Raw genomic sequence first — 23,335 nt, 5'->3', positions numbered from 1 at the left:
ATCATACTTCCACCTCATTAAGATCGTTTTGATCGGGTCCTCGTTGTATTTTCTTCCATAAAAGAAAGAGGAATAAAGATAAGAGACAAACAAACACTAAACTAAATAAAATAAGAGTCTGAACAACCTGACCTCCACGTATTATAGGAGAAACAGCATCGCTAGTTTTTAATAAACCATAAACTACCCAAGGCTGTCTTCCCATTTCTGCAGCAAACCAACCCACTTCATTACACACTTCCGGACAGAGAATAGAGAATGAAAGTATGGATAAGATGAAGGGTTTTAATGCCCAGCGTCTTTTCTTATAAGCACACCAGGTAATGATTGCGAGAAGAACCATTAATCCCCAAAGCATAACCATTAGGTGATAAAATTGGAAAACTAGCTGCACATTAGGCCACTCATCTTGTGGCGTTTGATCTAAACCTGCAACAGGAGTTTTAGTATTTCTATGGACTAAGAATGAAAGACCTCCAGGAATAGGCAGACCTATAACTTTTTGATTCTTCACATCGACATAACCAAATAAATAAATTGGGCTATATTCTTCAGTTTTAAATAGACCTTCAAAGGCAGCTAATTTCGCAGGCTGATTTTTAGCAACACCACGTGCTGTAACATCTGCAGACCATAATTGCAAAATAAGTACGATAATCCCAGTAATTGCGCCTAATTTTAATCCCTGACGGGCAAATTCTACATGGCGTTGCTTACGCAAATAATATGCGCTAACACTAATTACCAGGAAAATACCTGATAACCAAGTCCCTAATACAACGTGAATATAACGATCTATACTTGAAGGAGAGAAAACCACTTGCCAAAATGAAGTCATTGTAGGAACAAGATGTCCATTGTGCATAGCCATTTCATAACCTGAAGGCGTTTGCATCCAAGAATTCGCACACACAATCCAGAAAGCGCTCATATGTGCTCCTAAAGCTACCATACAAGTAGAGAAGAAGTGCATTTTCTTAGAAACTTTATGACGTCCAAATAATAAAACACCTAAAAATCCTGATTCTAAGAAAAAGGCAAAAACACCTTCACTTCCCAAAAGTGTCCCAAAGACATTTCCAGTATATTCAGAAAATCTTGACCAATTTGATCCAAAAGAAAAAATTTGCATGATTCCAGTGACAACGCCAACAACAAATGTTAAAGCAAAAACACCAATCCAAAACCAAGTCATCTGTTTATAAATATTCTTCTTCGTAACTAGATATAAGCCCTCCATTAAAACAAGCATCATACTGAGGCCCATACTCAAAGGAACAAACAAGTAGTGAAACGCAATAAATAAACCAAACTGTATTCTAGATAAAATCACCGTGTCCATGTGTCCGCCAGAAATCCGAGAACAAATAAAAAAGCTGTAATGTGAAGTATATAACAAACTATTGCAACTATAAAATACTTTGCTGTTAACCTTTTTCTCTATATGCTACAGTATTATATTACCTTCTTTTAGAAAGCAGTCGCTTGCCTTTAAGGTGAGAATCTCTTCGAGTATTCTATTCTAGGAAACTAGTAAAGCTATGCCCATAGATATTACTTACTATACAACGCCCTTGTTAGAAATTATTCTGATTTGGGTAGTATTAAATTATCTTCTGAAGTTCTTTTGGGGAACTCGAGCCATGGACGTTGTCTTCGGCTTGCTTGCCTTCCTGTTTCTATTTGTCTTAGCAGATAAGCTACACTTTCCTATAATCCGACGACTGATGTTACACGTCGTTAATGTAGCTGCTATCGTTGTTTTCATTATTTTCCAACCAGAGATACGGCTAGCCCTATCGCGTGTGCGATTTCATGGAAGAAAGTTTGTTATTGATTTACAGGACCAATTTATTGAACACCTTACCTCATGCATCTATCAGATGTCAGAGAGACAGGTTGGAGCTCTTGTCGTTCTTGAAAATAAAGATTCCTTTGATGAATTTTTAAGCTTCTCTTCAGTAAAAATTAATGCAGATTTTTCAGAAGAACTTTTGGAAACAATTTTTGAACCTTCTTCTCCCCTTCACGATGGGGCCGTAGTTCTTAGAGCAGAAACCATAGCCTATGCCCGAGTTGTTCTCCCCTTAGCTCATGATACTACACAATTATCACGTTCCATGGGAACACGTCACCGTGCAGCTTTAGGAGCAAGCCAACGTACTGATGCATTGATCATCATTGTATCTGAAGAAAATGGCTATGTATCGTTATCTCGCGATGGGATTTTGACTCGCGGGGTGAAGATGGACAGATTCAAAGCAGTATTGAGAAGTATCCTCACTCTGAAAGAACAAAAACGCAAACCCTTTAGCTCATGGATTTGGAAAAAATGATCGATTTTCTTTCTCGTTTTTTCATGCGCAATTGGCTGAGAAAAGTAGTATCTCTAGGGTTTGCCATCATCATTTGGGTCCTCGTCGGACAGACGGTAACTATTACCCGCACCTTGAATAATGTTCCCGTACGCATTATCGATCTTGATACTGATCAAACAGTCTTAGGATTACAAAGCAATGGCCTATTAGATAAAAAAGTTTCGTTAACCATCACAGGGAATAAAAATACTGTCCACGATCTTCGTCCTACAAATCTAGAAGTCGTTATTAGTGCTACAGGACATACGGAAAGTTGGATAGCTGCTATTGATAAGTACAATCTTGTTAGTCTTGACGGTGAAACAAATATCCGTAGAGATATTCAAAGCGTTTCCGCTGATGATATTTTTATTCGTTTGACGCAATATGTTACTGAAGACATCACAGTAACAATCACAACTCCTGTGGGAAGTCCTCCTAAAGGCTACGAATATTTAGATGTTTGGCCTAAATATCTTATCCAAAAAGTTAGTGGTCCTAAAGAATATGTAAATGCCCTTAAGGAACAGGGATTAGAGCTTACCTTTAATTTGAATAAGGTGTCTTTCGAGGAGTTAGAAAGAAATCGTATAGCTCAAGGGAATCACGATGAGATTATCTTCCCTATTCCTGAAGAATGGAAAAAAATTCTTATACCTTTTGGCAACACGAATACCTATGAAAATCTAAACGACCCTCAAGCAGATTTCTTACGCTTACTCTTTTTAAAACAGGAATTTATTCCTTTAAATCTCAATCTTCCTGTTTTACTTTTCTTCCCTGTAAAATATAGTAACACCTTCAATCCTCAGGCTTATACTTTAGAACCTTCCCATCCTATTATTCTTAATCAAGGTATCTACCAAATAGATATTCCTCTATATGCGAAAGATGTCAGTAAGCTTTTCTTAGATGTTGTTAAAAATAATATCGCTTTAGCTATTGTCATGGCTCCGCCACACGGGAATAATTCTGTAAATTGGGCTGTAGAATTTATAGATGAAAAGACTCTTGAAGATACCTTTGTTCAAGCTATCATGGCTCAAGAACATGGAATTCTCCATGACTTCGCTTTAATTGATGAAACTGGAATACGTCATCGATTTCGTGAATATTTAAGGAAACTTTCTCTATTTGGGAAAGATGGATCTCCCCTAAATCTTTCTGCAGAGATTTCTCACAACAAAGTGATTATTCGTTCAAAACCTACAGAAACCTCCAAGCTACATAAAAAAGAATGGTAGAGCATTAGATCTATGTATTAGATATTCACAAATAGAAGTGTGTGTGATTAATAATATAAAAATTATAAAAACAGTCGGAAGAATTATCGAAGCTACTACAGTGTCGATGATAATAACTCATTCAACTACGAAAGAGTGCAATCTATCACAAACAAAGAAAAATAGTACCCATTTGTTCCCAATCTCCTATTATAATGTATAGATTAGGGATCCTAAATTATGTTAAAGAACATACGTCGCGCAAAACAAACTGTTATAGATTTCTTTGTTTATTATTTAGGAATAACGTTTATCGGGATTTTTAAATATATTCCCCATTCTCTCCTTTGTCGTTTTGGGAGAGCTTTAGGAACTATCATCTTCTATACAATCTCTGATTACAGGAAAACAGCACTTACAAATTTGGCTCTTGCTTTTCCTAATAAGACTTTTAAAGAAAGAAAACGCATTGCTAAGCATTCTATACAACATGTCATGATCACTGTTTTAGAACTCTTAGCAGTAGAAGGGCTGATCGGAAATCTAGATAGTTTGATTTCCATAGCAACCGCAGAAACTCATCCTGAGGGGTTCTCTAGTAACGAAGTCCTTACACAAAAAGAATTAGAAGATACATTTTCTAAATTAAGTGAAAACGAGGGAATTATTTTATTTTGTGGTCATCAGGCAAATTGGGAACTTCCTTTTCTTTATATTACCCGAGATTATCCTGGTCTAGCCTTTGCAAAACCGATAAAAAATACTCGATTAAATAAAAAAATTTTTTCTCTAAGAGAGACTTTTAAAGGGAAAATTGTTTCCCCAAAACAAGGGATACATTCTGCACTTCAAGCCCTACAACAGGGGCATGTTATTGGTATAGTCGGAGATCAAGCATTACTCATATCCTCGTACGCCTATCCGTTATTTGGAAATGAGGCTTTTACAACAACATCTCCAGCACTACTTGCCTATAAAACAGGAAAACCCGTAATGGCCGTATCGGTATTTCGCAACAAAAATGGATACAAAATTGTTCCTAGTAAGAAATTTTACGCCGATAAGTCTTTACCCATTAAAGAAGCAACCTCTTCACTTATGAACAATCTCATGGGATTCTTAGAAAAAGGTATCGCCCATGAACCGGAACAATGGATGTGGATGCATAAAAGATGGAAACGAAAGCTCTTCAGCAATCTGAAAAAGAAACATGCTTATAGCGATATTCTCGTTATTGCTAATTATGCAGAACTTAAAAACTATAAGATATTTCTTACTGATCTCGCTGATCTTTATTCAGGAGCTCGATTAACCTTAGCTTTAGAAAATCCATCCAATGAAAAGATATGTGCAGATTATCCTCACCAATACACCATAAAAGAATTCTCATCTCCTGAAGCTCTACAGGCTTTGCCTAATAGTTTCCCTGCTGTTTTTGATCTCGCGGGACTTCCAACAGCATTACATAAACATTTCAAAACAACAGGCTCTTCAGTTCTGTTCACAAGAAAAGCACTAGAGAAAAAATTATCCCATCCTCAAGCATCTTTAATTACAGCATTAAGTAAATTCTCAAAAAAATCTGAATAGAACAGAAAAGAATTTTTTTGATTTTTTTCTTAATTTAAGAGAAAATGCTCTTTATAATTTTTAAATTAGAAGAATTTTATGTGCTTAACAGGATGTTTAGGATCTACATTTGAATGTACTCTTAACTGTGTGTGCTTTTGTCAAGACTCTCAGAAAAACAAGCGTATTCTTGCATTAATTTCAGCATTAGCATTTGCAATATTAGCAATAGCAGCGATTGTCGTTTTCTCATTAATATGTGCAGGCACTATTCACGTTCCTGATACTCTATGGGGAATCAGCAAGTATATTCTCACACCGATCCTACTAGTAATAGCACTTGTTACAGCTTCACTTTCTGCCGGATGTTTTAAAGCAAGAAATCGTTTCGTGACTACTGCATAAAATTAGAGCATCAACTTATTTAGCTGATGCTGTGATGATATCATTTACCGTTGTCAATGTAAGGTTATTGGTATCCTTCATCTGAGCACCACGACTCAAAACTAAAATCTTATCATAATTTGATAAAATTCCTTGTTCGATTCCATATACACAGGCCTGATGTCTCCATACTGTACGATCGGACTCTTGTGTAAGCATAGGATACACTCCCCACTCTAAAGCAAGTCTATAATACACAGATAGATTTGGAGTGACAGCAATAATCGGGAAACGTGGACGATATTTAGAAAGGAAAATCGGAGATCCTCCCGATTCTGTATAAACGATAATAGCCTTAGCATCGGCCTTCTCAGCAATTTGAATTCCTGATAAACCTATAGATTGAAGATAAGGAGATACTTTAACTGCGCATTCACTATCATTAAGCTCTAAGAAGGAAATATAATTGAGATTTTTTTCTGTCTCTTGAATTACAGAACGCATAATTTTTACAGCTGCCACAGGATAACTTCCTGAAGCTGTTTCTCCTGATAACATTACTGCAGAAGTGCCATCATAAATAGCATTGGCAATATCAGAAACTTCAGCACGTGTAGGTAAAACATTGCGAATCATAGATTCTAACATTTGCGTAGCAGTAATGCAAAAACGTCCCGTTTCACGAGATACTTTCGCCATGAACTTCTGTAGACTAGGGACTTCAACAACAGAAAGCTCGATTCCTAAATCTCCACGAGCAATCATAATCCCGTCCGAAACTTTAGCAATTTGCGAGAAATTCTCTACTCCTAAACGATTTTCTATCTTAGCAATAATTGGCATATCTGGACGTCCAGCATCTCCTAAGCACTTGCGCATGCTTTCGATATCCTCAGCATAACGAACAAAAGAAGCCGCAATAACATCAACACCTTGGGCAACCCCAAATTTAAGATCATTGATATCCTTATCCGTCATAAAAGGAAGGGCTAAATCAATTTCTCTTATACTCAAAGATTTATGCGATTTCAATTCTCCAGAATTGATAAATTCTAATTCTAAATGATCATCACTAACAGACGTCACAACAGCTTGAATATACCCATCATCTATCAAGACATCAGCGCCTTCACGCACATAAGGAAAAACACATTGAGGATGTAGAGTAATTCCACCTTCGGCAGATCCTTCAACCTCTTTTCCTGTTAAGGTAATTTTCTGACCTCGAGAGACCTTGATTGGTGTAGAAATCTGCCCTAAACGAATTTCTGGACCTTTGGTATCTAACATAATCGCTAACGGAGCACCTTTCTTCTCCCGCAATTCCTTAAGAAGACGAATTGTCTCTCCATGACTTTCATGAGTACCATGACTAAAATTCAATCTGGCAACATTCATACCCGCATCTAAAAGCTTTTCAAGCATTTCTGGAGTGTTTGTTGCTGGACCTATAGTACAAATGATTTTCGTTCTTGCGATCATACTTCCCTAATTTCTCAAACCAATCAAAAACTTATTTACCCTATAGCTAACATTGATCTCTTAATACAAAAATAATTTAAAAGACTTCGCCATATCTGACATACTTCGCTACACATGATAAGATACATGATTCGATCTTAATTTGTATGTTGAAATACCTAACATTATACTATTTTATGGAAAACATAGCTTATACTTATTGCTTAATCCTCGGAAATGAGTAGTTTGCTTTTTTTTCTTTCTATAAAGTTAAAAGTGAATCAAACTAGTTTCCTACGTAGTTATAATTATTCGTGTAGAACATCTCTCCTTATTTCCTAAATTATTGTGAGATCTATGCCCAGCCTGCCTGTTCGTATTTCTGGTATTACAGTTAGAAATCTGAAAAACATCTCCATAGAATTTCTCCCCGGAGAGATTGTCTTACTTACCGGGGTATCAGGATCTGGGAAATCTTCATTAGCCTTTGATACCATTTATGCGGCAGGAAGAAAACGGTATATAGCTACTTTGCCCTCATTCTTTGCTACAACCTTATCTTCTCTACCTGATCCTACCGTGGAAAAAATCCAGGGGTTATCTCCGACTATTGCCGTTAAACAAAATCATTTCGCCTATCATGTGCACGCGACTGTTGGGAGCACCACAGAACTTTCCCAACATCTGGCTTTATTATTCTCCCTGGATGGAGAGGCTAGGGATCCTCGCACAAAACAAATCCTGCATTTACAAAGTAAGGAAAAGATTCTTGCTACACTTGCCGCTATCCCTGATGGAACACAGATAACAATTCTCACTCCTCTGATAGATAGAAGCATAAAATCTATTCAAGAATGTGTGCGACAGGGATATACAAAAATCCGTATAAATAATGTCATTTCTTCTATTTATCCCTTTCTTTCTTCTCCTCTTACTGAAGATACCCCTATAGCTATTGTTATTGATTCTTTCATTAAAAATGAAAGTAACAATGCAAGGATGAAAGTCAGTTTATTTTCTGCTCTTGATCTAGGGCAAGGGCATTGTTCTGTACATACCGAGACATATGAAGAAACCTTTTCGACTCAGATACATATTCCTGAAACCCAACAGACATATACACCATTAACACCACAGTTATTTTCTCCTCATAATCTTGAAGACCGTTGTACTAAGTGCCAGGGATCAGGAATCTATATCACTATTAAAGATCCTTCTCTCATTCAAAATGACTTATCTATTCGGGAAAATTGCTGTAAGTTAGCAGGAAATTGTTCTACTTATTTCTATCATGCTCTTTATCAATCTCTCGCAGACACTTTGGATTTTAGTTTAGACACTCCATGGAAAGATCTTCCTGACTCTATCCAGAACGCTTTCCTCTATGGTCAAAAACATCTTATTCTTCCTGTACGTCTTTTTGATCCTACATTAGGAAAAAAATCTTTATCTCATAAACTTTGGAGAGGCGTCCTTAATGATATTGGAGAGAAAGTCCGTTATGGAGCAAAACCCTCAAAATATATTCCCGAAGGGACAACAGCAACACCCTGTCCTACATGTCAAGGAACTGGAATCGGAGAATATGCCTCTGCAGCCCTATGGCAAGGAAAGACTTTCCTAGAATTTCAGAAAATGCCCCTTGATGAGTTTTTTTCTTTCACATCTTCTATAACGACTACATCAAATTCTGTTCGCGAAGTACTAGATGGTCTAAACAACCGTCTTTCCACATTGATTAACCTAGGACTTTCCTACCTCACTCCAGAAAGAACATTAGCAACATTATCAGGAGGAGAGCAAGAACGCACTGCTTTGGCTAAGCATTTAGGAGCTGAGCTATCAGGAATCACCTATATTCTTGATGAACCATCGATAGGCCTACATCCTCGCGACACTCATAAACTGATTCAAGTAATTCAAAAATTACGCGATCAGGGAAATACCATTCTTCTTGTTGAGCATGATGAGCAGATGATATCTTTTGCTGATCGTATTATCGATATCGGACCACGAGCAGGGATCTTCGGAGGTGAAGTATTATTTAATGGATCACCTAAAGATTTTTTAAAAACTGGAGATTCATTAACAGCAAACTATCTGCGTCATGAACTCACTATAGACATTCCCCAAAGACTCCCTAAAGCAAAGGCGACGCTTACACTTTCTGATGCCACGACAAATAATTTAAAAAACGTCACTATTTCTCTACCTCTAGAGAGAATAACCGCAGTGACGGGAGTTTCAGGATCAGGGAAATCTTCTTTAATTAATGATACATTAGTTCCCGCTATAGAACGCTTTATTCAAGGAGATATAGACTCCCACTTACATATAGAAGGGGGTGTCATAGAACGTGTTGTACATATTACTCGTGATCTTCCAGGTCGTTCGCAACGTTCTATTCCACTAACGTATATTAAAGCTTTTGATGAGCTTCGGGAGTTATTTTCCCAACAACCTAAAAGTAAACGCTTGGGATTAACAAAAGGCCATTTTAGTTTTAATCTTTCTTTAGGAGCTTGCACAGAATGTCAAGGTCTAGGCTCTATAATCCTTGATGATCATACCCAGGTTCCCTGTCCACTCTGTCACGGAAAACGATTTCAATCTCAAATCTTAGAAGTAAACTATCAAGGAAAGAATATCGCTGACATCTTAGAAATGACAGCATATGAAGCTGAGAAATTTTTCATGTCTACTCCTCATATTCATGAAAAAATTCATGCATTATGCTCTTTAGGTCTTGATCATCTCCCTTTAGGGAGATCCTTATCAAGCCTATCAGGAGGAGAAATCCAAAGATTAAAACTTACCTATGAGCTACTCGCTCCTTCTAAAAAATCCACACTTTATATTCTTGATGAGCCGACAACAGGATTGCATACTCACGACATTCATGCTCTTATCCATGTTCTCCAGTCTCTTACTCAACAAGGACATACTGTAGTAATCATAGAACACAATATGCATATTGTGAAGATTGCTGATTATGTTATTGAACTTGGTCCTGAAGGAGGAAATCTCGGTGGGTATCTTTTAGCCTCATGCACCCCTGAAGAACTGATTTCCCTGAATACACCTACAGCAAAAGCTCTGGAACCATATTTTAAAAAGACCAAGGCTCTTCCCAAACTAACTGAAAAATCTCAAAATAGACATCTTCTCAAAGATATTTCTATTCAAGACGCCTACCATCATAATCTCAAACACATTGATATGACTCTTACTCGCAATGCTCTGACAGCAATTTCAGGGCCTTCAGCCTCGGGGAAACATTCTTTGGTCTTTGATATTCTTTATGCTGCAGGAAATATTGCTTATGCCGAGTTATTTCCTTATTACGTTCGTCAAGCTCTTATTAAGAAAACCCCTCTACCACAAGTAGAAAGCGTTCGAGGGTTATCGCCAGTTGTTGCAATAAAAAAAACGGGAATACGAAAAAACTCAAGACATTCATTAGCGTCATCTTTGGACATTACCAATGGTCTTGAGAAACTCTTTGCTCTTCTAGGAAAGCCTCATTGCCCATTAACGGGTGAGCTCCTTGAAAAAATCACTCCTCAAACAATTGTAGATAGACTTTTCCAAAAGTATGAAAATTCTTACGCAACAATAACGGCACCCATATCTCCTGAAGAAGACCTAGGTATTGCCTTGGAAATGAAGAAAAAAGAGGGGTATTTAAAGCTATTTGCTAATAATGAAATTTATGATCTTGAAGAACGTCTTCCAGAAATTTTAGAAAATCCGGCAATCGTTATCCAACATACGAAAATTTCCAGGAATCATGAATCCTCTTTGTTATCGTCACTAACTTTAGCTTTCTCATTATCGCCAACAATACGATTACATATTCACGATCGTGGGAAAATAAAATACTCTCTATCCTACACTCTAGGTTGGCAGGATTCCTTAGGAAACAGTTATCCAAATATCACACGCAAACTCTTATCCCGAGAACATGTTGAAGGACAATGTCAGCAATGTTGTGGGTCAGGAAATATCTTAAAACTCTCTTTAACGAAACATAAAGATAAAATTCTTAACTACTCCCCCACAGAGCTCTTTAGGTTATTTTTCCCTGATAACTCTCCCAAACGTGTGGTTGATCTTATTAAAGAATTGAAGATTTCCTCATCTACGCAAATTAAAGATCTTGATACCCCTACCCAGGAAAAATTATTTCAGGGCACTCAAAAACATGGAGGACTAGAAAGAATTCTCATGGAACAATTTAATCTTGTTCCCTCATGTCCTCTTTTACATCCTTTAATCGTATCCGACACATGCTCAGCATGCTCAGGATGGGGAATCCATACCTATGCGCAGCAGGTGCGTATAGGGAAAACTTCTCTCATAGATATCTATCTGGAAGACACCAGCTTCCTCAAAGATCTTTTAATGACTATTCATGATGATCAAGCACAACCTATCATTCAAGACTTACAAAACCGCTTAACTTTCATTGATAAGGTAGGATTGAGCTACATTACTTTAGGGCAACAACAGGATACTCTAAGTGATGGCGAGCATTACCGCCTACATCTTGCAAAGAAAATCTCTACAAATCTTACAGATATCGTTTATCTTCTTGAAGATCCCCTATCAGGCCTACATCCTCAAGACATTCCAACATTAATCAAATTGCTCAAAGAACTCGTCACTAACAATAACACTGTTATTGCTACAGACCGTAATAATCTATTAAAACTTTACGCGGATCATACCATAGATTTGGGGCCAGGATCAGGACCTCAAGGAGGGTATCTAACAATCCAACCACCTTCATCTATAGAAGATTCTGATCATAAAGAAGTTCTCTTTAAAGAAAATTTAGACGTACATCTCTCGATTCACAATATTTCTAATCTTCATGTACAAGCGCCTCTGCATAGTCTCGTTGCGATCGCTGGGGTATCAGGATCTGGGAAAACCTCATTACTAACGGAAGGTTTTTATAAACAAGCACAAAAACTTATAGCTACTGGGAATGAGCATTTCTTAAATGTAGTATTCTTAGATTCTCATCCTCTAGTTTCTTCACAACGATCAGATATCAGCACCTATTTTGATATTGCTCCGTCCCTAAGAAACTTTTATGCCTCGCTCACACAAGCAAAAGCCTTGAATATTACAGCAAGTATGCTTAGTACAAATACAAAACAGGGACAATGTTCAGATTGCCTAGGTTTAGGATATCACCTAATAGATAGAGCTTTTTATGCTTTAGAAAAACGCTCATGTCCTACATGTTCAGGATATCGCATTCAACCTCTATCTCAAGAAGTTGTTTATGAAGGGAAACACTTCGGGAAGCTCTTACAAACCCCTATTGAAGAGGTTATAACTATCTTTCCTTTTCTTCAAAAAATCCAAGCACCTTTACAAGCTCTTCTACATTCCGGGCTTGGCTATCTTCCGTTAGGACAAAATCTCTCTTCGCTATCACTAAGTGAGAAAATCTCTGTAAAAATTGCTCGGTTCCTCCACTTACCTCCTAAAGAACCTACGCTATTTCTTCTAGATGAAATAGCTACTTCCTTAGATATAAATAAGAAATGCCAACTGCAAAAGCTATTTCGCACGCTAATATCCCAAGGACATTCTATTATCTATGTTGACCACGACATAAATTTATTAAAACATGCCGATTATATTATAGAACTTGGACCAGGATCTGGAAAATACGGAGGCAAGGTGCTCTTTTCCGGACGACCTAAAGATATAGCGACTTGTAAAAAGTCGGTATTAAAAACATACATACGTGAATTATAAAGGACGCTCTATAGAGAGAAGATCGTAAGCAATACGACAATTATCACGTTCTTCACTATTTCCTAAACAATGGAAAAAGATAAATTTCTGTAAAAGGAGCTGCCGACGTTCTTGATAACTCAGCTGCTCTTCACAAATACCTAATGGGCTACAAAATACTCCAATTAAAGCTCGTGGATATACAGAATCTTCTCGACATCCTGAAAGATGTAGATAAGCTAAGGAACTATCCTCAGCAAGTGCCAACCAATAACCATAAAGAACGAAAGCATGGCTATTATCGTCTATCCATAAAGATTCGTCATAATTAGATAAGAGATCATAAACTTTATCTCCGTCTTTCATCCACAAATAAGCAAGCACCTCATAGGGCAAGAGATACTCATATCGCTGCTGAGGAGAAATATACTTTTCTACCAAGGCAATAGCCTTGAGAATCTCTTCACCTCTACCACAAATCAAAGCGTCTTTAGCAAACAAATCAAATAAATACAGAATCAAAACAGGATCTAAATTCTCAATATGGTCAAAAACCTTTTCTGTAGACTCGTGAAGAGAGATAAGCTGTAATCCTGAAAGGAAATATAAAAGCTGATCAGGGAGAATTTCCACGATTTCTCCAGTGAACGTCGTTTCCTGAATATTCTCACGTAAAACTTCTGAGTATATTTCAATAAACTCTCTATTCCCTGAATCTGCAGCCGTATAAAAAATATCTGCAAGGGCACGATAATCTTTTAAATCCCAAGATCTTTGAAATAACCCGGGAAGAAATGATGTAAATCCTGACCAATAGCTCAATAGCAATTCCATTTTAGAAGAACGGAAATCTATAGGAGAAATGTCTAGATTGCAAAATAGAGTATCTTGAATTTTCCCATGTAGATTCTGAAGGAAGTGCTCTTCCTCAGAAGAATTTATAGATTCGGGAGCGACATGAAGAGCAAGAAGCATAAAGACTAAAGAGATGCGATGATTGCTATATAAAACTTCATGTAACCGATAGACAACATGATCGCGAACACGAGAGATTTCTGGACGTTGACAATAGCGCTTTAAAGCTAATAATAAACTTTTAATCTCTTCGTTATACTCCCCTAATCTTTGATATACTAGGGCTTTCCCAAGATATTCTAAAGGAGCTGCAACACTATTATGTAAAGTGGAAAACTCTTCAAGAGCTTGAGTGAATCCTTCAGTATCGTTGCTTTCAGAAGCTTTTTCCAATAAAGCAATTCCTATACGAAATTGTGCTTCATACCCTTCCTTACGTCCTGGGAAAGACTCAACAATCCTACGATAAAATGTAATTGCACGATCGTATAACTTTTCATTAAGAAAGGCATCGGGAACTGCTAAACAACTGACTTGTAAAGATCCACTACTTTCTAAAACAACAATATTTCCACAAACATCAGCAACATCTTGAATGATCACTCCAATACGTCCTCCCCGCGCAGGAAGGTAATCCATATGAATCATACACACGATATTATCGATAATTAATGATAAACGGTGATTCTGCTTTTCAAAAGCTATGAAAAACTTGTCCTTATTTCCATCTATATGTCGGGAGGTTTTTTGTATCTCTAAGCCATTTTTCACCAAAGATACAGATAATACATTTTCCTTAATGTGTAGCCAAAAACCATAACCATGGTAAAAATCGCCGTGATCCACATCTTCAGAAGGAGGAAGTAAAATACCGAAGCCTTCTTCTAATCCCTTCCGTAATAATGTATACTCCAGACGGACTTCAGAAAAACTTTCTATTTTGGAAATTGCTAGGCCATACCATAAAGCTGGCGATACCTTCAGCATTGGAAAATACTTAGATAATAAAATAGGTTCATGAAACTTCCAACACTCTGCATCTTGAGTATGCAAAACAATCTTAGGAGTCCATTCGGGACTTCCTTGTAAATGCTGTTCTATATCTGCTTTCAAAGCACTTACAGAACGATATCGCACTTTAGGATCTGCTGCTAAAGCTCTCATGACTACTTGAGAAAGAAAAGGAGGAATCTCTCGATGGGGAGCGATTTCTTCAGGAAAATTAATTTGATGACGAAGGCTGATCTTCTCTCCCTTTTTCTTGCGATAAGGAAAAGATAATGTCAGCATTTGATAGAGAATTACTCCTAGAGCATAAATATCTGTACTTTCTGAAGCTGGAGTACCTCGCAAACGTTCAGGAGCCATATAATCAGGAGTCCCTACGATCTTACCAGGGATAGTCATATTGGAAAACAACGATCCCTCAATGGGGATATCGATATCCAAAAGGAAGTCTTCCTCCATTTCTTTAGATAATGCAGCTCCCCAATCTAAAATAACTACCTCACTAAAAAGCCCAAGCAAAATATTATCAGGCTTAAGATCTCGATGAAGGATGCCTCGAGAATGTACATACTCTACAGTAGAACAAATCTTATGAAAAATTGAGAGAAAAGTTCCTACTGATGTTTGTTCAGCAAGATCCTTAGGAAGGGAATCGCATTGCCATACACTCTTTAGCAAACTCTTAAGAGTGTATCCCTCTATGTAAGGCATTGTGTAATAAACAGGATCACTATCACTACAAATCGTAAAAACGGGGACAACCCCCGGATGGACAAGATCAGCAGCAATCTTAGCTTCTCTGAGGAAACGTTTTTTTAACAACTCATTATCAGAAAGATCCTCACGGATCCTCTTAAGAGCAACCTTACGAGAGCAAACGGGATCATAGGCTAAATAAACCTCTCCCATACCCCCTTTACCGATCATTCTGATAATATCGTAACGCTGCAAAAGTGCTTTGTCCTCTAGTTCTAAGAAAACGACGCTAGCTTATCAAGAATACTTTGTAATTCCATACGATTATTTTTTAAAGCTTCTTCTTTAGAACGCACAAGATCCGGATTAGCCTTTGCTCGGAAACTCTCACTATCCAATAAGCGTAAGACACTTTCGATAGCATTTTCTAAACGTGTTTTCTCTTTTTCTAGTCGATTTTTCTCTTTGATAATTTGTTCTATAGGAACAAACACCCCAAGACGAATACCCTCAACAACTCCTAAACTATAGACACGATCCTTGGGCTCTTCTAATAGATACTCAAGAGAAGCTATCCCACCAAGAGCAGACATCATCGGCACATAAGCCTCTATGGAAATTCCCTCAGGGCAAATAACAAACACTTCTAAAGAAGCTCTAGGGTCTAGCTGCATCTCCCCACGAATATTCCTAATAGTATAAACTAGTCTTTCTGCAAGAGCGAAAGATTCATGAAGATCCTTAGGAATAGCAATATCTATCGCTTGAGGATAAGGAGCTACTACATAAGACTCTGCTCGCAACATATCTAAAGCATGCGCTGTGATAGCATCTGTGCATTGCTCATTAACCTCGCCTAACTTTTCCTTTAGCTTCAGAAATAGTGTTTCTGTAACAAAAGGAGTTATAGGATGCAAAACACCTAAAATGTTCACTAGCAAAACTGCTAATAGCTTTTGCTTTGTAAGCCGATCTTCCTCTCTACCTTGCTTTCCATAAAGTATAGGCTTGATAATTTCTATATATGTAGAACAAAAATCATTCCTGAAAAATTCATACGCCATTGTTGTTATCTTATCGAAAGCATAACTTTGATATGCAGAATCTAACTGTTTCAACAACTGATTGAATCCATCAAGAATATAATAATCTTCTAATCCTAAAAGAGTCTTATCTATACCATTAGCAAGATCTTTACTCGTTAAATTAGAAATATGACCAAAGATAAATCTCGCGCCATTCCAAATCTTATTCGCAAAATTTTTGTATTCCTCAAACAGACGATAGTCAAGATCTATTTGCTCACCACGATTCGCACATGAACATAATGTCATACGAACAGCATCAGCTCCGTACTTAGCAATCATCTCTAAAGGATCAATAACATTGCCTTTAGATTTAGAAAGCTTCTCCCACTTTGCCACAACATCTTTAGGAAGAGATTTCCCCATGTCATAAGCATGTTTTTCTTCCCCAGAAATATATGTCCATTCCCCAAGATCGTTATAACGCTTGTAAGACTTACCAAAAATTAATCCGTGTAAGAAAACATCATCGAAAGGCTTCTCTTCAACCATAGCACTGCAAAGCAACACCATACGTGTCACCCAGAAAAACAGAATATCATGGCCAGTAATGAGAACCGCTGTAGGATAAAACTTCTCCAAATCTCCAGATTCTACATCAGGCCAACCTAAACATGTTAGTGGCCACAATCCAGAAGAAAACCAAGTATCTAATACATCAGGATCTTGATACCAAGAATCAGGATCTTGAGCAACCTCTTCAGGGATCCCTTCACCATCGTAACAGAGTATACGATCTTCATCGTTCTTATGATACCATACAGGAATACGATGTCCCCACCACAACTGCCGACTAATACACCAATCACGAAGATTATTCACCCAAGAGAGGTAATTGCGTGTAAATTCTGGAGGGAAAATCTTTATAGAATCACTGGCAACAAACTCACGTAAAGAATCTCGAAAACTATCTACAGAAACAAACCATTGTTTCGATAAATATGGTTCGATAACCGCTCCAGAACGATAAGACACTCCGACTCTCAGTTTATAAGGCTCTTTTTTAACAAATAGCCCCATGGCGTCCAATGCTGTGATAATATCTTCACGAGCTTTTTCTTTACTTAATCCTACAAATATTCCCCCATTCTCATTTATCTCTCCAGTAGGAGTCAAAATATTTACCATAGGTAAATTGTGATTGATTCCCGTGCGATAATCATCTCGATCATGGGCAGGAGTGATTTTTACAGCTCCAGTACCAAATAAAGGATCTACAGATATATCTCCAATTATAGGGATCTCACGATCTACAAAAGGTAGGTGAACCTTAGCTCCTAATAAATGACTATAACGCTGGTCATCAGGGGAAATAGCAATAGCAGTATCCCCAAGTAATGTTTCTGGACGTGTGGTTGCTACGATAATTTCTTCAGAACTATCAACTACTTTATAACGAATATAGTAAAGCCAACCGTCTTTCTCCTCATACTCTACTTCATCATCAGCAAGTGCTGTTTGTAAAACAGGATCCCAGTTAACAAGATAGTATCCTCTATAAATATGCCCTTTATCAAAGAGCACCTTGAAAGCTTTTTTTACAGCACGATTTGCTAACGGTTCCATAGTGAAACGTAACCGAGACCAATCACAAGAACATCCCAGCTGACGTAATTGAGAAAGAATTACTCCCTCACTCTTTTCTTTCCATTCCCAAACATGTTTTAGGAATTCCTCTCGAGAAAAATCTATACGACGTTTACCTAAGGAAGAATATAAATGTCTTTCTACGACTGTTTGTGTAGCAATGCCCGCATGATCTGTACCAGGAACCCAACATACCTCGAATCCCGACATACGCTTATAACGAATAAGAACGTCTTGAAGAGTATTCACAAGCGCGTGTCCCATGTGCAAAATGCCCGTAACATTCGGTGGGGGCATAATAATAGCATAAGGGGGTTTATCACTTGCTGATTGAGCCGTGAACATACCCGACTCTTCCCAAAAAGCATAAAGCTTTTCCTCTAATCCTTTAGGATCATAAGCCTTGGGAAATTCATCCTCTTCCATAATTCTATATCCAAATCTCTATAGTATTTTTAGATGTCGTAATGGCAAAAACCTAGCTCTAAGAAGCATCTACAGAAATAACTTCCATCCAAAGATGATGGCGTCTACTGACTATTTCTCTGTCTCCGCTAGATAAAGAAACCTTATAAGAAACAATACCCTGGCGCTCTTCATAATCATTGCCTTTCAGACAATAAATACGATAACCAGAAAGTTGACGCACTTCATATGTCAATTTTTCTATCTTCCCATCGCCATAGTACACCCAAAGATGTAAAGTTGCGGGAAGCATATTTTTCATTCGATAAGGCAAACTCCAAGTAACAACAACCTGCTGACCAAATATCTCATGAACACAAGCTTGCTCTATACCCAGATGTGCCGCAGCCGTATAATCATTATCTACAAACTCTGTAAATGAAGATAATGAAGGTTGCGAACACGCTGATAAACATAGTACCGATACCAGAGGAAATAGGACTATGATCAATAAGATTTTAGAATAATAATAACGCAAAAACAAAAGCAAAGAGTGCAAACGATTCAACTATCCCAATAGATGCAAAAGATTTACCATAAATAGCTGAAGAACGCGCATACGCTTGAATAGCACTTACACAACACTTCCCCTGCATTACAGCAGATATTAATAACGCTATACCAACAGAAAGCCCCATAGCAATAGCGCCTATAGCACCAACTTTACCATCTTTAATCCCATCTCTGAGTAAAAGCATGAAAATCAATCCGTAAATAGATTGTGATGATGGCATCGCTGATAAACCTATAATCTTTCCATGTCCCTCATCAATTCGGGACATCACAGCGTGTGAAGCCACCCCTGCCATACCACAACCAATGGCGCTGCCTATCATGGCTAAGCCCATGGCGAAAACAGGACCAACAACCGACAAATCAATCATTATGTACCTCTATATCTCATAATAATATCTCAAGAAAACCTCGAAGAATGAGTTCTTTAGTTATCTTGTTTATAATTTAATTTTTCTAAAGATCACGGATTCTATCAAACCGTAGAATTATTACCTAAATCTATCCCTCGGAATCCACAACCTTATGGCATACTACTTTCTTTAAAGGATGTAGGAGTTTCCCTCCCCCATCAAAACTGTAGTGATACCATTCAATAAAGTTTAATCTAAGTCCATGAATCACTCCCCCCATAATAGAAAGAAGTATATTCACCGAATGACCGAATAAAATAATAACGAAAGCTATAGCAGGAGGGAAACGGTTGCTAATCTGCACAATTGTTGTTCCTACCATGGCTCCTGCCAATCCTAATGCGTAGATACGCAAATAAGACAGAACATCTGAGAATACCTGAATAATCGCAGTAATCTCATCAACACCGCTAACTCCACGTTGTAAAATAGCACCAGCAACTGCGAGACCTATACCTACAAATACTCCGTAATAACCAATTACTCCTCCAAGATCATAAGGAACATGAAATAGGTAATGAATCAAAGATACGGATTGCAAATACAAAGGCAGATACAAATAGGCGCCGCACATAAAAATAATCCATCCTAATCCCGAATAACGCTGACGGATATAACGTAACATTCCTAGAGCCATGTGAATCACTCCAACAAATAACGCTAATTCCATTAGGATATTATCCGTAAACTTATCATAGACAACAGCACGAGCTTCCGTCTCTCCACTAGATTTTTCCGTAGCAAGAAGAAACTCTTCCGGACTTTGTTTGTCTTTCAATAAAGGATGTTCATTGACTAACTCTTTATATCCCTTAGGATGCTTATCGAGATAGTACTCAGCTTTTTTCAAAGCCAACATATGGGTCAGAGAATATTCTCGCAAAGGATTCGAAGGACTTATAGAAATCCCAAAAAATGATGTTGTAGCAAATCCCCAGAAAATACATCCCAATCCTAAAATAGAGAACATCTTCAAGAAACGTGCCAATGACTTAGAACCCTTAAGAGCACGACGCGCTTTAAACGTTATGAAAAGCGAAGTTGCTAGGAAAACAAGTCCATAACCACCATCATTGACGATCATAGAAAAGAAGAAGAAAAATGAGATAAACACCCATAATGAAGGATCTTTATCTGAAGATGCTGGTGTATCATAAATGTTCACCAAATCTTCTCCGATACGTCCGAGACCACTATTTTCTAAATATGTAGGAACAATCTCATCTGGATCCGGAGCTACTTTATGTAAGCAAATATCAAACTGGTCACATAGTTTCTCTAATTCTTGAATATGATCAGAGATTACCCATCCTGAAATAGAAAAAATCTTACCATCAAAGAGCTCTTCCACACTATCTTCAGCATGTCTTAATCGCTGTTCATTATCATAATCACATAGCCCTTCAAGGACATCTTGACGATAAGCATAAAGTTCACAAATTCTAGATTTCTTAAGATGGATATCTCTTAAAAGAACAGATTCTTTAGATTGCAATTCGTTAACAGAGTGCGGGGCATCGATCTCTGTGAATTGATCTTTTGATAAGCTAACTACACCAATCACAGCATAGTAATCGAAATTATATGCTGTAGATAAGTAGAAGACATTGGGCTGCTCTACTTCTATATCTTGACCATCTACATGTTTTCGATAGAAAAATCTGATTGTTAATCCGGTTTTCCTTGTAAATTCGATAATATCATCAGAAGAAAATGCCCCTAAAGGTTTAACTCTAAGAATCTCTTTCCTTAAAGCTTTCGTAGCTTCTGTCAAAGAGAGAATTTCTTGATGAAGAGAAAACACTTCCTCTAGTATCTGTTCAACAGTTAGATCCTCAGATTTTGACAAGGATAAGTCAGCTGAAGAATATTCTCTTTTCAGGCAGTTTAAAATTTTTAAACATTCAGAAAAACGACGCAATTTTTCAGAAGTAATAAATCTCTTATCAGAGATGAACTCAACTATTCCAAGTTCTCTACAAGCAGTAAAAAATTCTGATCGATTTCTTCCAACAAAGAGATACTTATCAACATTTACGCGCATTCGGATTCCTCCTTACGCTGCTGTATCTTTTTCTTAGCCATTTTTACTTGGCCAACATCTGTAATGCTGCGATCACTTAAGAAAATCGCAATCTTTTTAATCATCCGTGTGGTCTCTGGAATCAGCTTCTTTTCAAAGAGATTCACACGAATGGATACATTTCTTAATTCTTCCTCTAGAATTCTTTGCTTTTCTGTAGCAACTTCAGAACGCACTTTATTAATTACAAACTCTCTAGAATAGGCTACAAGTGTATCGATCCAAATAGGAGTATCTAAAACAGAATAAGAAGATTCCGATAGGACAATATTTCTCACTACAGGGACTTCTACTCCTGTAATATTTTCATAGTCCTTCTCAACTTTCTCTATCTTAAAGCTATTTGTAATCGCATCAACATAAAGAGGAACACTATAAAGCTCTGCGAAAGCATAAATACTTTCCCTAGCTTCTTCATATGCTTGTATACTCTCACTAGCCTCTCGAACAGCATTGGCAACTTCTACTTGTAAGAGCGCTTTTTTTAATTTTAACGTCGGTAAATATGTTTCCAAACGTGAGAGTTTTACCTTCTCTAAACGATAGGCATTCTTTGTTAGCTTTATCTGTGAAGACATGACTTCGGCCAATACTTGTTGATCAATTGTTCCTTTATTCCCACTTCTTCGGAATGGAAACTTTGAGCAAGAATTTTCCAACCAATATCTAAAGCTTCTTCTAAAGGAATATTTACTTCTAAACTCATTAATCGTGTTTCGAAAAGCTCAGCAAATGCCAGTAGCTTTTTATCCCAATTTGACAACTTAAAGCCCATAGACATTCTTTCAGCAGCTTTTCTAGAATCGGCATATAGCCGTATTAAGGAGTTTGCAAGATCCCCATGATCTTCTCTAGTTACCTTACCAATAACCAATTGTTTCAAACGAGATAATGAACCAAATGGATCAATACGATTATTTTTCAGATAAAACTGTCCTTCTGTGATAAATCCAGTGTTATCCGGAACAGGATGGGTAATGTCATCCCCAGGCATTGTAGTCACACTAATTAAAGTAATAGACCCACCGTTTGCTATATCCACAGCTTTCTCATAACGCAATGCAAGATCTGAATATAAAGATCCTGGATATCCACGGTTTGCGGGAATTTGATCCATAGTAATGGCAATTTCTTTTAAAGCATCTGCGAATGCCGTCATATCTGTAAGTAAGACCAATACATTCTTGTTATGATCCACAGCAAATTTCTCAGCACATGCTAAAGCCATATCAGGAATTAAAACACACTCTACAGGCGCGTCTACAGCTTTATGAATAAACATCACACATTTATCTGCGAATCCTAATCTCTTAGACTCATCAACAAAAAAGCTGTAATCAACGAACGTTAATCCCATACCACCGATAATTACAATATCAGCATCTGTTTGTGCAGCGATACGCATCAATAAAGCGTTGTGATTCTCTCCAGAGGAGGAAAAAATAGGAATTTTTTGTGATTTAACCAAACAATTGAAGACGTCAATCATAGGAATATTGGTTTTCACCATATCCCTAGGCACAACACGACAAACAGGATTAAATGTAGGTGTTGAGATTTCAATCGGATCACCAAAACATTCTCCCTCACCATCAATCGGCTTACCTACACCGTTTAAGCGTCTACCTATTAGAGATTCCCCATAAGTAACCTCCATAGAACGACCTAAAAATATTACTCTATCTCCTGTCGACAATCCGGAAGTACCACCAAAAACTTGTAAAGTCACTTTCTTAGCATCAAAGCGCAAAACGGAAGCATATGAAGATCTTCCATCTACTCTTTCGATTTCCGCTAACTCGCCTAAACGTGCTCCCTCAGCTTCTACGGTTATTAAGTTTCCTTTGATGTCGGTAATTTTTGTATATATTGTCTGCAT

14 protein-coding genes are annotated in these 23,335 nt (G+C 37.5%); 5 read left to right on the top strand and 9 right to left on the bottom strand.

Going from position 1 to position 23,335, the window contains the following annotated elements; genetic code table 11:
* Position 1: 1 nt before the first annotated feature.
* Entirely contained in the window at positions 2-1,342 is a 1,341-nt protein-coding gene (locus O6937_RS05115) for a cytochrome ubiquinol oxidase subunit I (protein ID WP_332390566.1), read from the bottom strand.
* A 199-nt stretch (positions 1,343-1,541) separates the two neighbouring features.
* On the opposite strand from O6937_RS05115, the gene cdaA reads away from it, so the two are divergent.
* From cdaA to O6937_RS05095, 4 genes are all read left to right on the top strand, one after another.
* On the top strand, positions 1,542-2,336 hold the full coding sequence (cdaA, locus tag O6937_RS05110; RefSeq protein ID WP_213241201.1) for a diadenylate cyclase CdaA: 795 nt from the start codon (positions 1,542-1,544) through the stop codon (positions 2,334-2,336).
* Positions 2,318-3,601, top strand: a complete 1,284-nt coding sequence (locus O6937_RS05105) for a CdaR family protein (RefSeq protein ID WP_332390565.1) — start codon at positions 2,318-2,320, stop codon at positions 3,599-3,601. The genes cdaA and O6937_RS05105 overlap by 19 nt, the downstream gene beginning before the upstream one ends.
* Positions 3,602-3,820: 219 nt before the next feature.
* Positions 3,821-5,170: an LpxL/LpxP family acyltransferase gene (locus O6937_RS05100; RefSeq protein WP_332390564.1), complete on the top strand. Its 1,350-nt coding sequence runs from the start codon at positions 3,821-3,823 to the stop codon at positions 5,168-5,170.
* A gap of 78 nt (positions 5,171-5,248) precedes the next feature.
* Complete coding sequence (locus O6937_RS05095) at positions 5,249-5,554, top strand: hypothetical protein (protein ID WP_332390563.1); 306 nt, start codon at positions 5,249-5,251, stop codon at positions 5,552-5,554.
* Between the two features lie 15 nt (positions 5,555-5,569).
* On the opposite strand, the gene pyk is transcribed toward O6937_RS05095, so the two are convergent.
* Positions 5,570-7,015: a pyruvate kinase gene (pyk, locus tag O6937_RS05090; RefSeq protein WP_332390562.1), complete on the bottom strand. Its 1,446-nt coding sequence runs from the start codon at positions 7,013-7,015 to the stop codon at positions 5,570-5,572.
* Between the two features lie 336 nt (positions 7,016-7,351).
* On the opposite strand from pyk, the gene uvrA reads away from it, so the two are divergent.
* Positions 7,352-12,772, top strand: a complete 5,421-nt coding sequence (gene uvrA / locus O6937_RS05085; RefSeq protein ID WP_332390561.1) for an excinuclease ABC subunit UvrA — start codon at positions 7,352-7,354, stop codon at positions 12,770-12,772.
* On the opposite strand, the gene pknD is transcribed toward uvrA, so the two are convergent.
* The 7 genes from pknD to O6937_RS05050 all read right to left on the bottom strand — a co-directional run bounded on the left by pknD (position 12,767) and on the right by O6937_RS05050 (position 23,335).
* Positions 12,767-15,565 (bottom strand): serine/threonine-protein kinase PknD, encoded by a 2,799-nt coding sequence (gene pknD, locus O6937_RS05080; protein ID WP_332390560.1) that lies wholly within the window; start codon positions 15,563-15,565, stop codon positions 12,767-12,769. The two genes, uvrA and pknD, sit on opposite strands and share 6 nt — an antisense overlap.
* 20 nt (positions 15,566-15,585) lie before the next feature.
* Positions 15,586-18,408, bottom strand: coding sequence for a valine--tRNA ligase (locus O6937_RS05075; RefSeq protein ID WP_332390559.1), 2,823 nt, complete (start codon positions 18,406-18,408; stop codon positions 15,586-15,588).
* A 58-nt stretch (positions 18,409-18,466) separates the two neighbouring features.
* Positions 18,467-18,946, bottom strand: coding sequence for a hypothetical protein (locus tag O6937_RS05070; protein WP_332390558.1), 480 nt, complete (start codon positions 18,944-18,946; stop codon positions 18,467-18,469).
* Entirely contained in the window at positions 18,906-19,331 is a 426-nt protein-coding gene (locus O6937_RS05065) for an ATP synthase subunit C (RefSeq protein ID WP_213241220.1), read from the bottom strand. Before O6937_RS05065 ends, O6937_RS05070 begins: the two co-directional genes overlap by 41 nt.
* Before the next feature lie 130 nt (positions 19,332-19,461).
* Positions 19,462-21,417, bottom strand: coding sequence for a V-type ATP synthase subunit I (locus O6937_RS05060; protein WP_332390557.1), 1,956 nt, complete (start codon positions 21,415-21,417; stop codon positions 19,462-19,464).
* Entirely contained in the window at positions 21,408-22,034 is a 627-nt protein-coding gene (locus tag O6937_RS05055; RefSeq protein ID WP_332390556.1) for a V-type ATP synthase subunit D, read from the bottom strand. Before O6937_RS05055 ends, O6937_RS05060 begins: the two co-directional genes overlap by 10 nt.
* Complete coding sequence (locus O6937_RS05050) at positions 22,019-23,335, bottom strand: V-type ATP synthase subunit B (RefSeq protein WP_332390555.1); 1,317 nt, start codon at positions 23,333-23,335, stop codon at positions 22,019-22,021. The genes O6937_RS05055 and O6937_RS05050 overlap by 16 nt, the downstream gene beginning before the upstream one ends.

Source organism: Chlamydia sp. 04-14, assembly GCF_036632095.1.
Lineage (GTDB): Bacteria > Chlamydiota > Chlamydiia > Chlamydiales > Chlamydiaceae > Chlamydia.
Note: the sequence above shows the minus strand (reverse complement) of the source record. Positions and strands in the feature narration are given on the sequence as shown.

Coding starts and splice junctions, on each gene's coding strand:
- O6937_RS05115 (WP_332390566.1), bottom strand. CDS start 1,342: ATGGACACGGTGATTTTATCTAGAATACAGTTTGGTTTATTTATTGCG.
- cdaA (WP_213241201.1), top strand. CDS start 1,542: ATGCCCATAGATATTACTTACTATACAACGCCCTTGTTAGAAATTATT.
- O6937_RS05105 (WP_332390565.1), top strand. CDS start 2,318: ATGGATTTGGAAAAAATGATCGATTTTCTTTCTCGTTTTTTCATGCGC.
- O6937_RS05100 (WP_332390564.1), top strand. CDS start 3,821: ATGTTAAAGAACATACGTCGCGCAAAACAAACTGTTATAGATTTCTTT.
- O6937_RS05095 (WP_332390563.1), top strand. CDS start 5,249: ATGTGCTTAACAGGATGTTTAGGATCTACATTTGAATGTACTCTTAAC.
- pyk (WP_332390562.1), bottom strand. CDS start 7,015: ATGATCGCAAGAACGAAAATCATTTGTACTATAGGTCCAGCAACAAAC.
- uvrA (WP_332390561.1), top strand. CDS start 7,352: ATGCCCAGCCTGCCTGTTCGTATTTCTGGTATTACAGTTAGAAATCTG.
- O6937_RS05075 (WP_332390559.1), bottom strand. CDS start 18,408: ATGGAAGAGGATGAATTTCCCAAGGCTTATGATCCTAAAGGATTAGAG.
- O6937_RS05065 (WP_213241220.1), bottom strand. CDS start 19,331: ATGATTGATTTGTCGGTTGTTGGTCCTGTTTTCGCCATGGGCTTAGCC.
- O6937_RS05060 (WP_332390557.1), bottom strand. CDS start 21,417: ATGCGCGTAAATGTTGATAAGTATCTCTTTGTTGGAAGAAATCGATCA.
- O6937_RS05055 (WP_332390556.1), bottom strand. CDS start 22,034: ATGTCTTCACAGATAAAGCTAACAAAGAATGCCTATCGTTTAGAGAAG.
- O6937_RS05050 (WP_332390555.1), bottom strand. CDS start 23,335: ATGCAGACAATATATACAAAAATTACCGACATCAAAGGAAACTTAATA.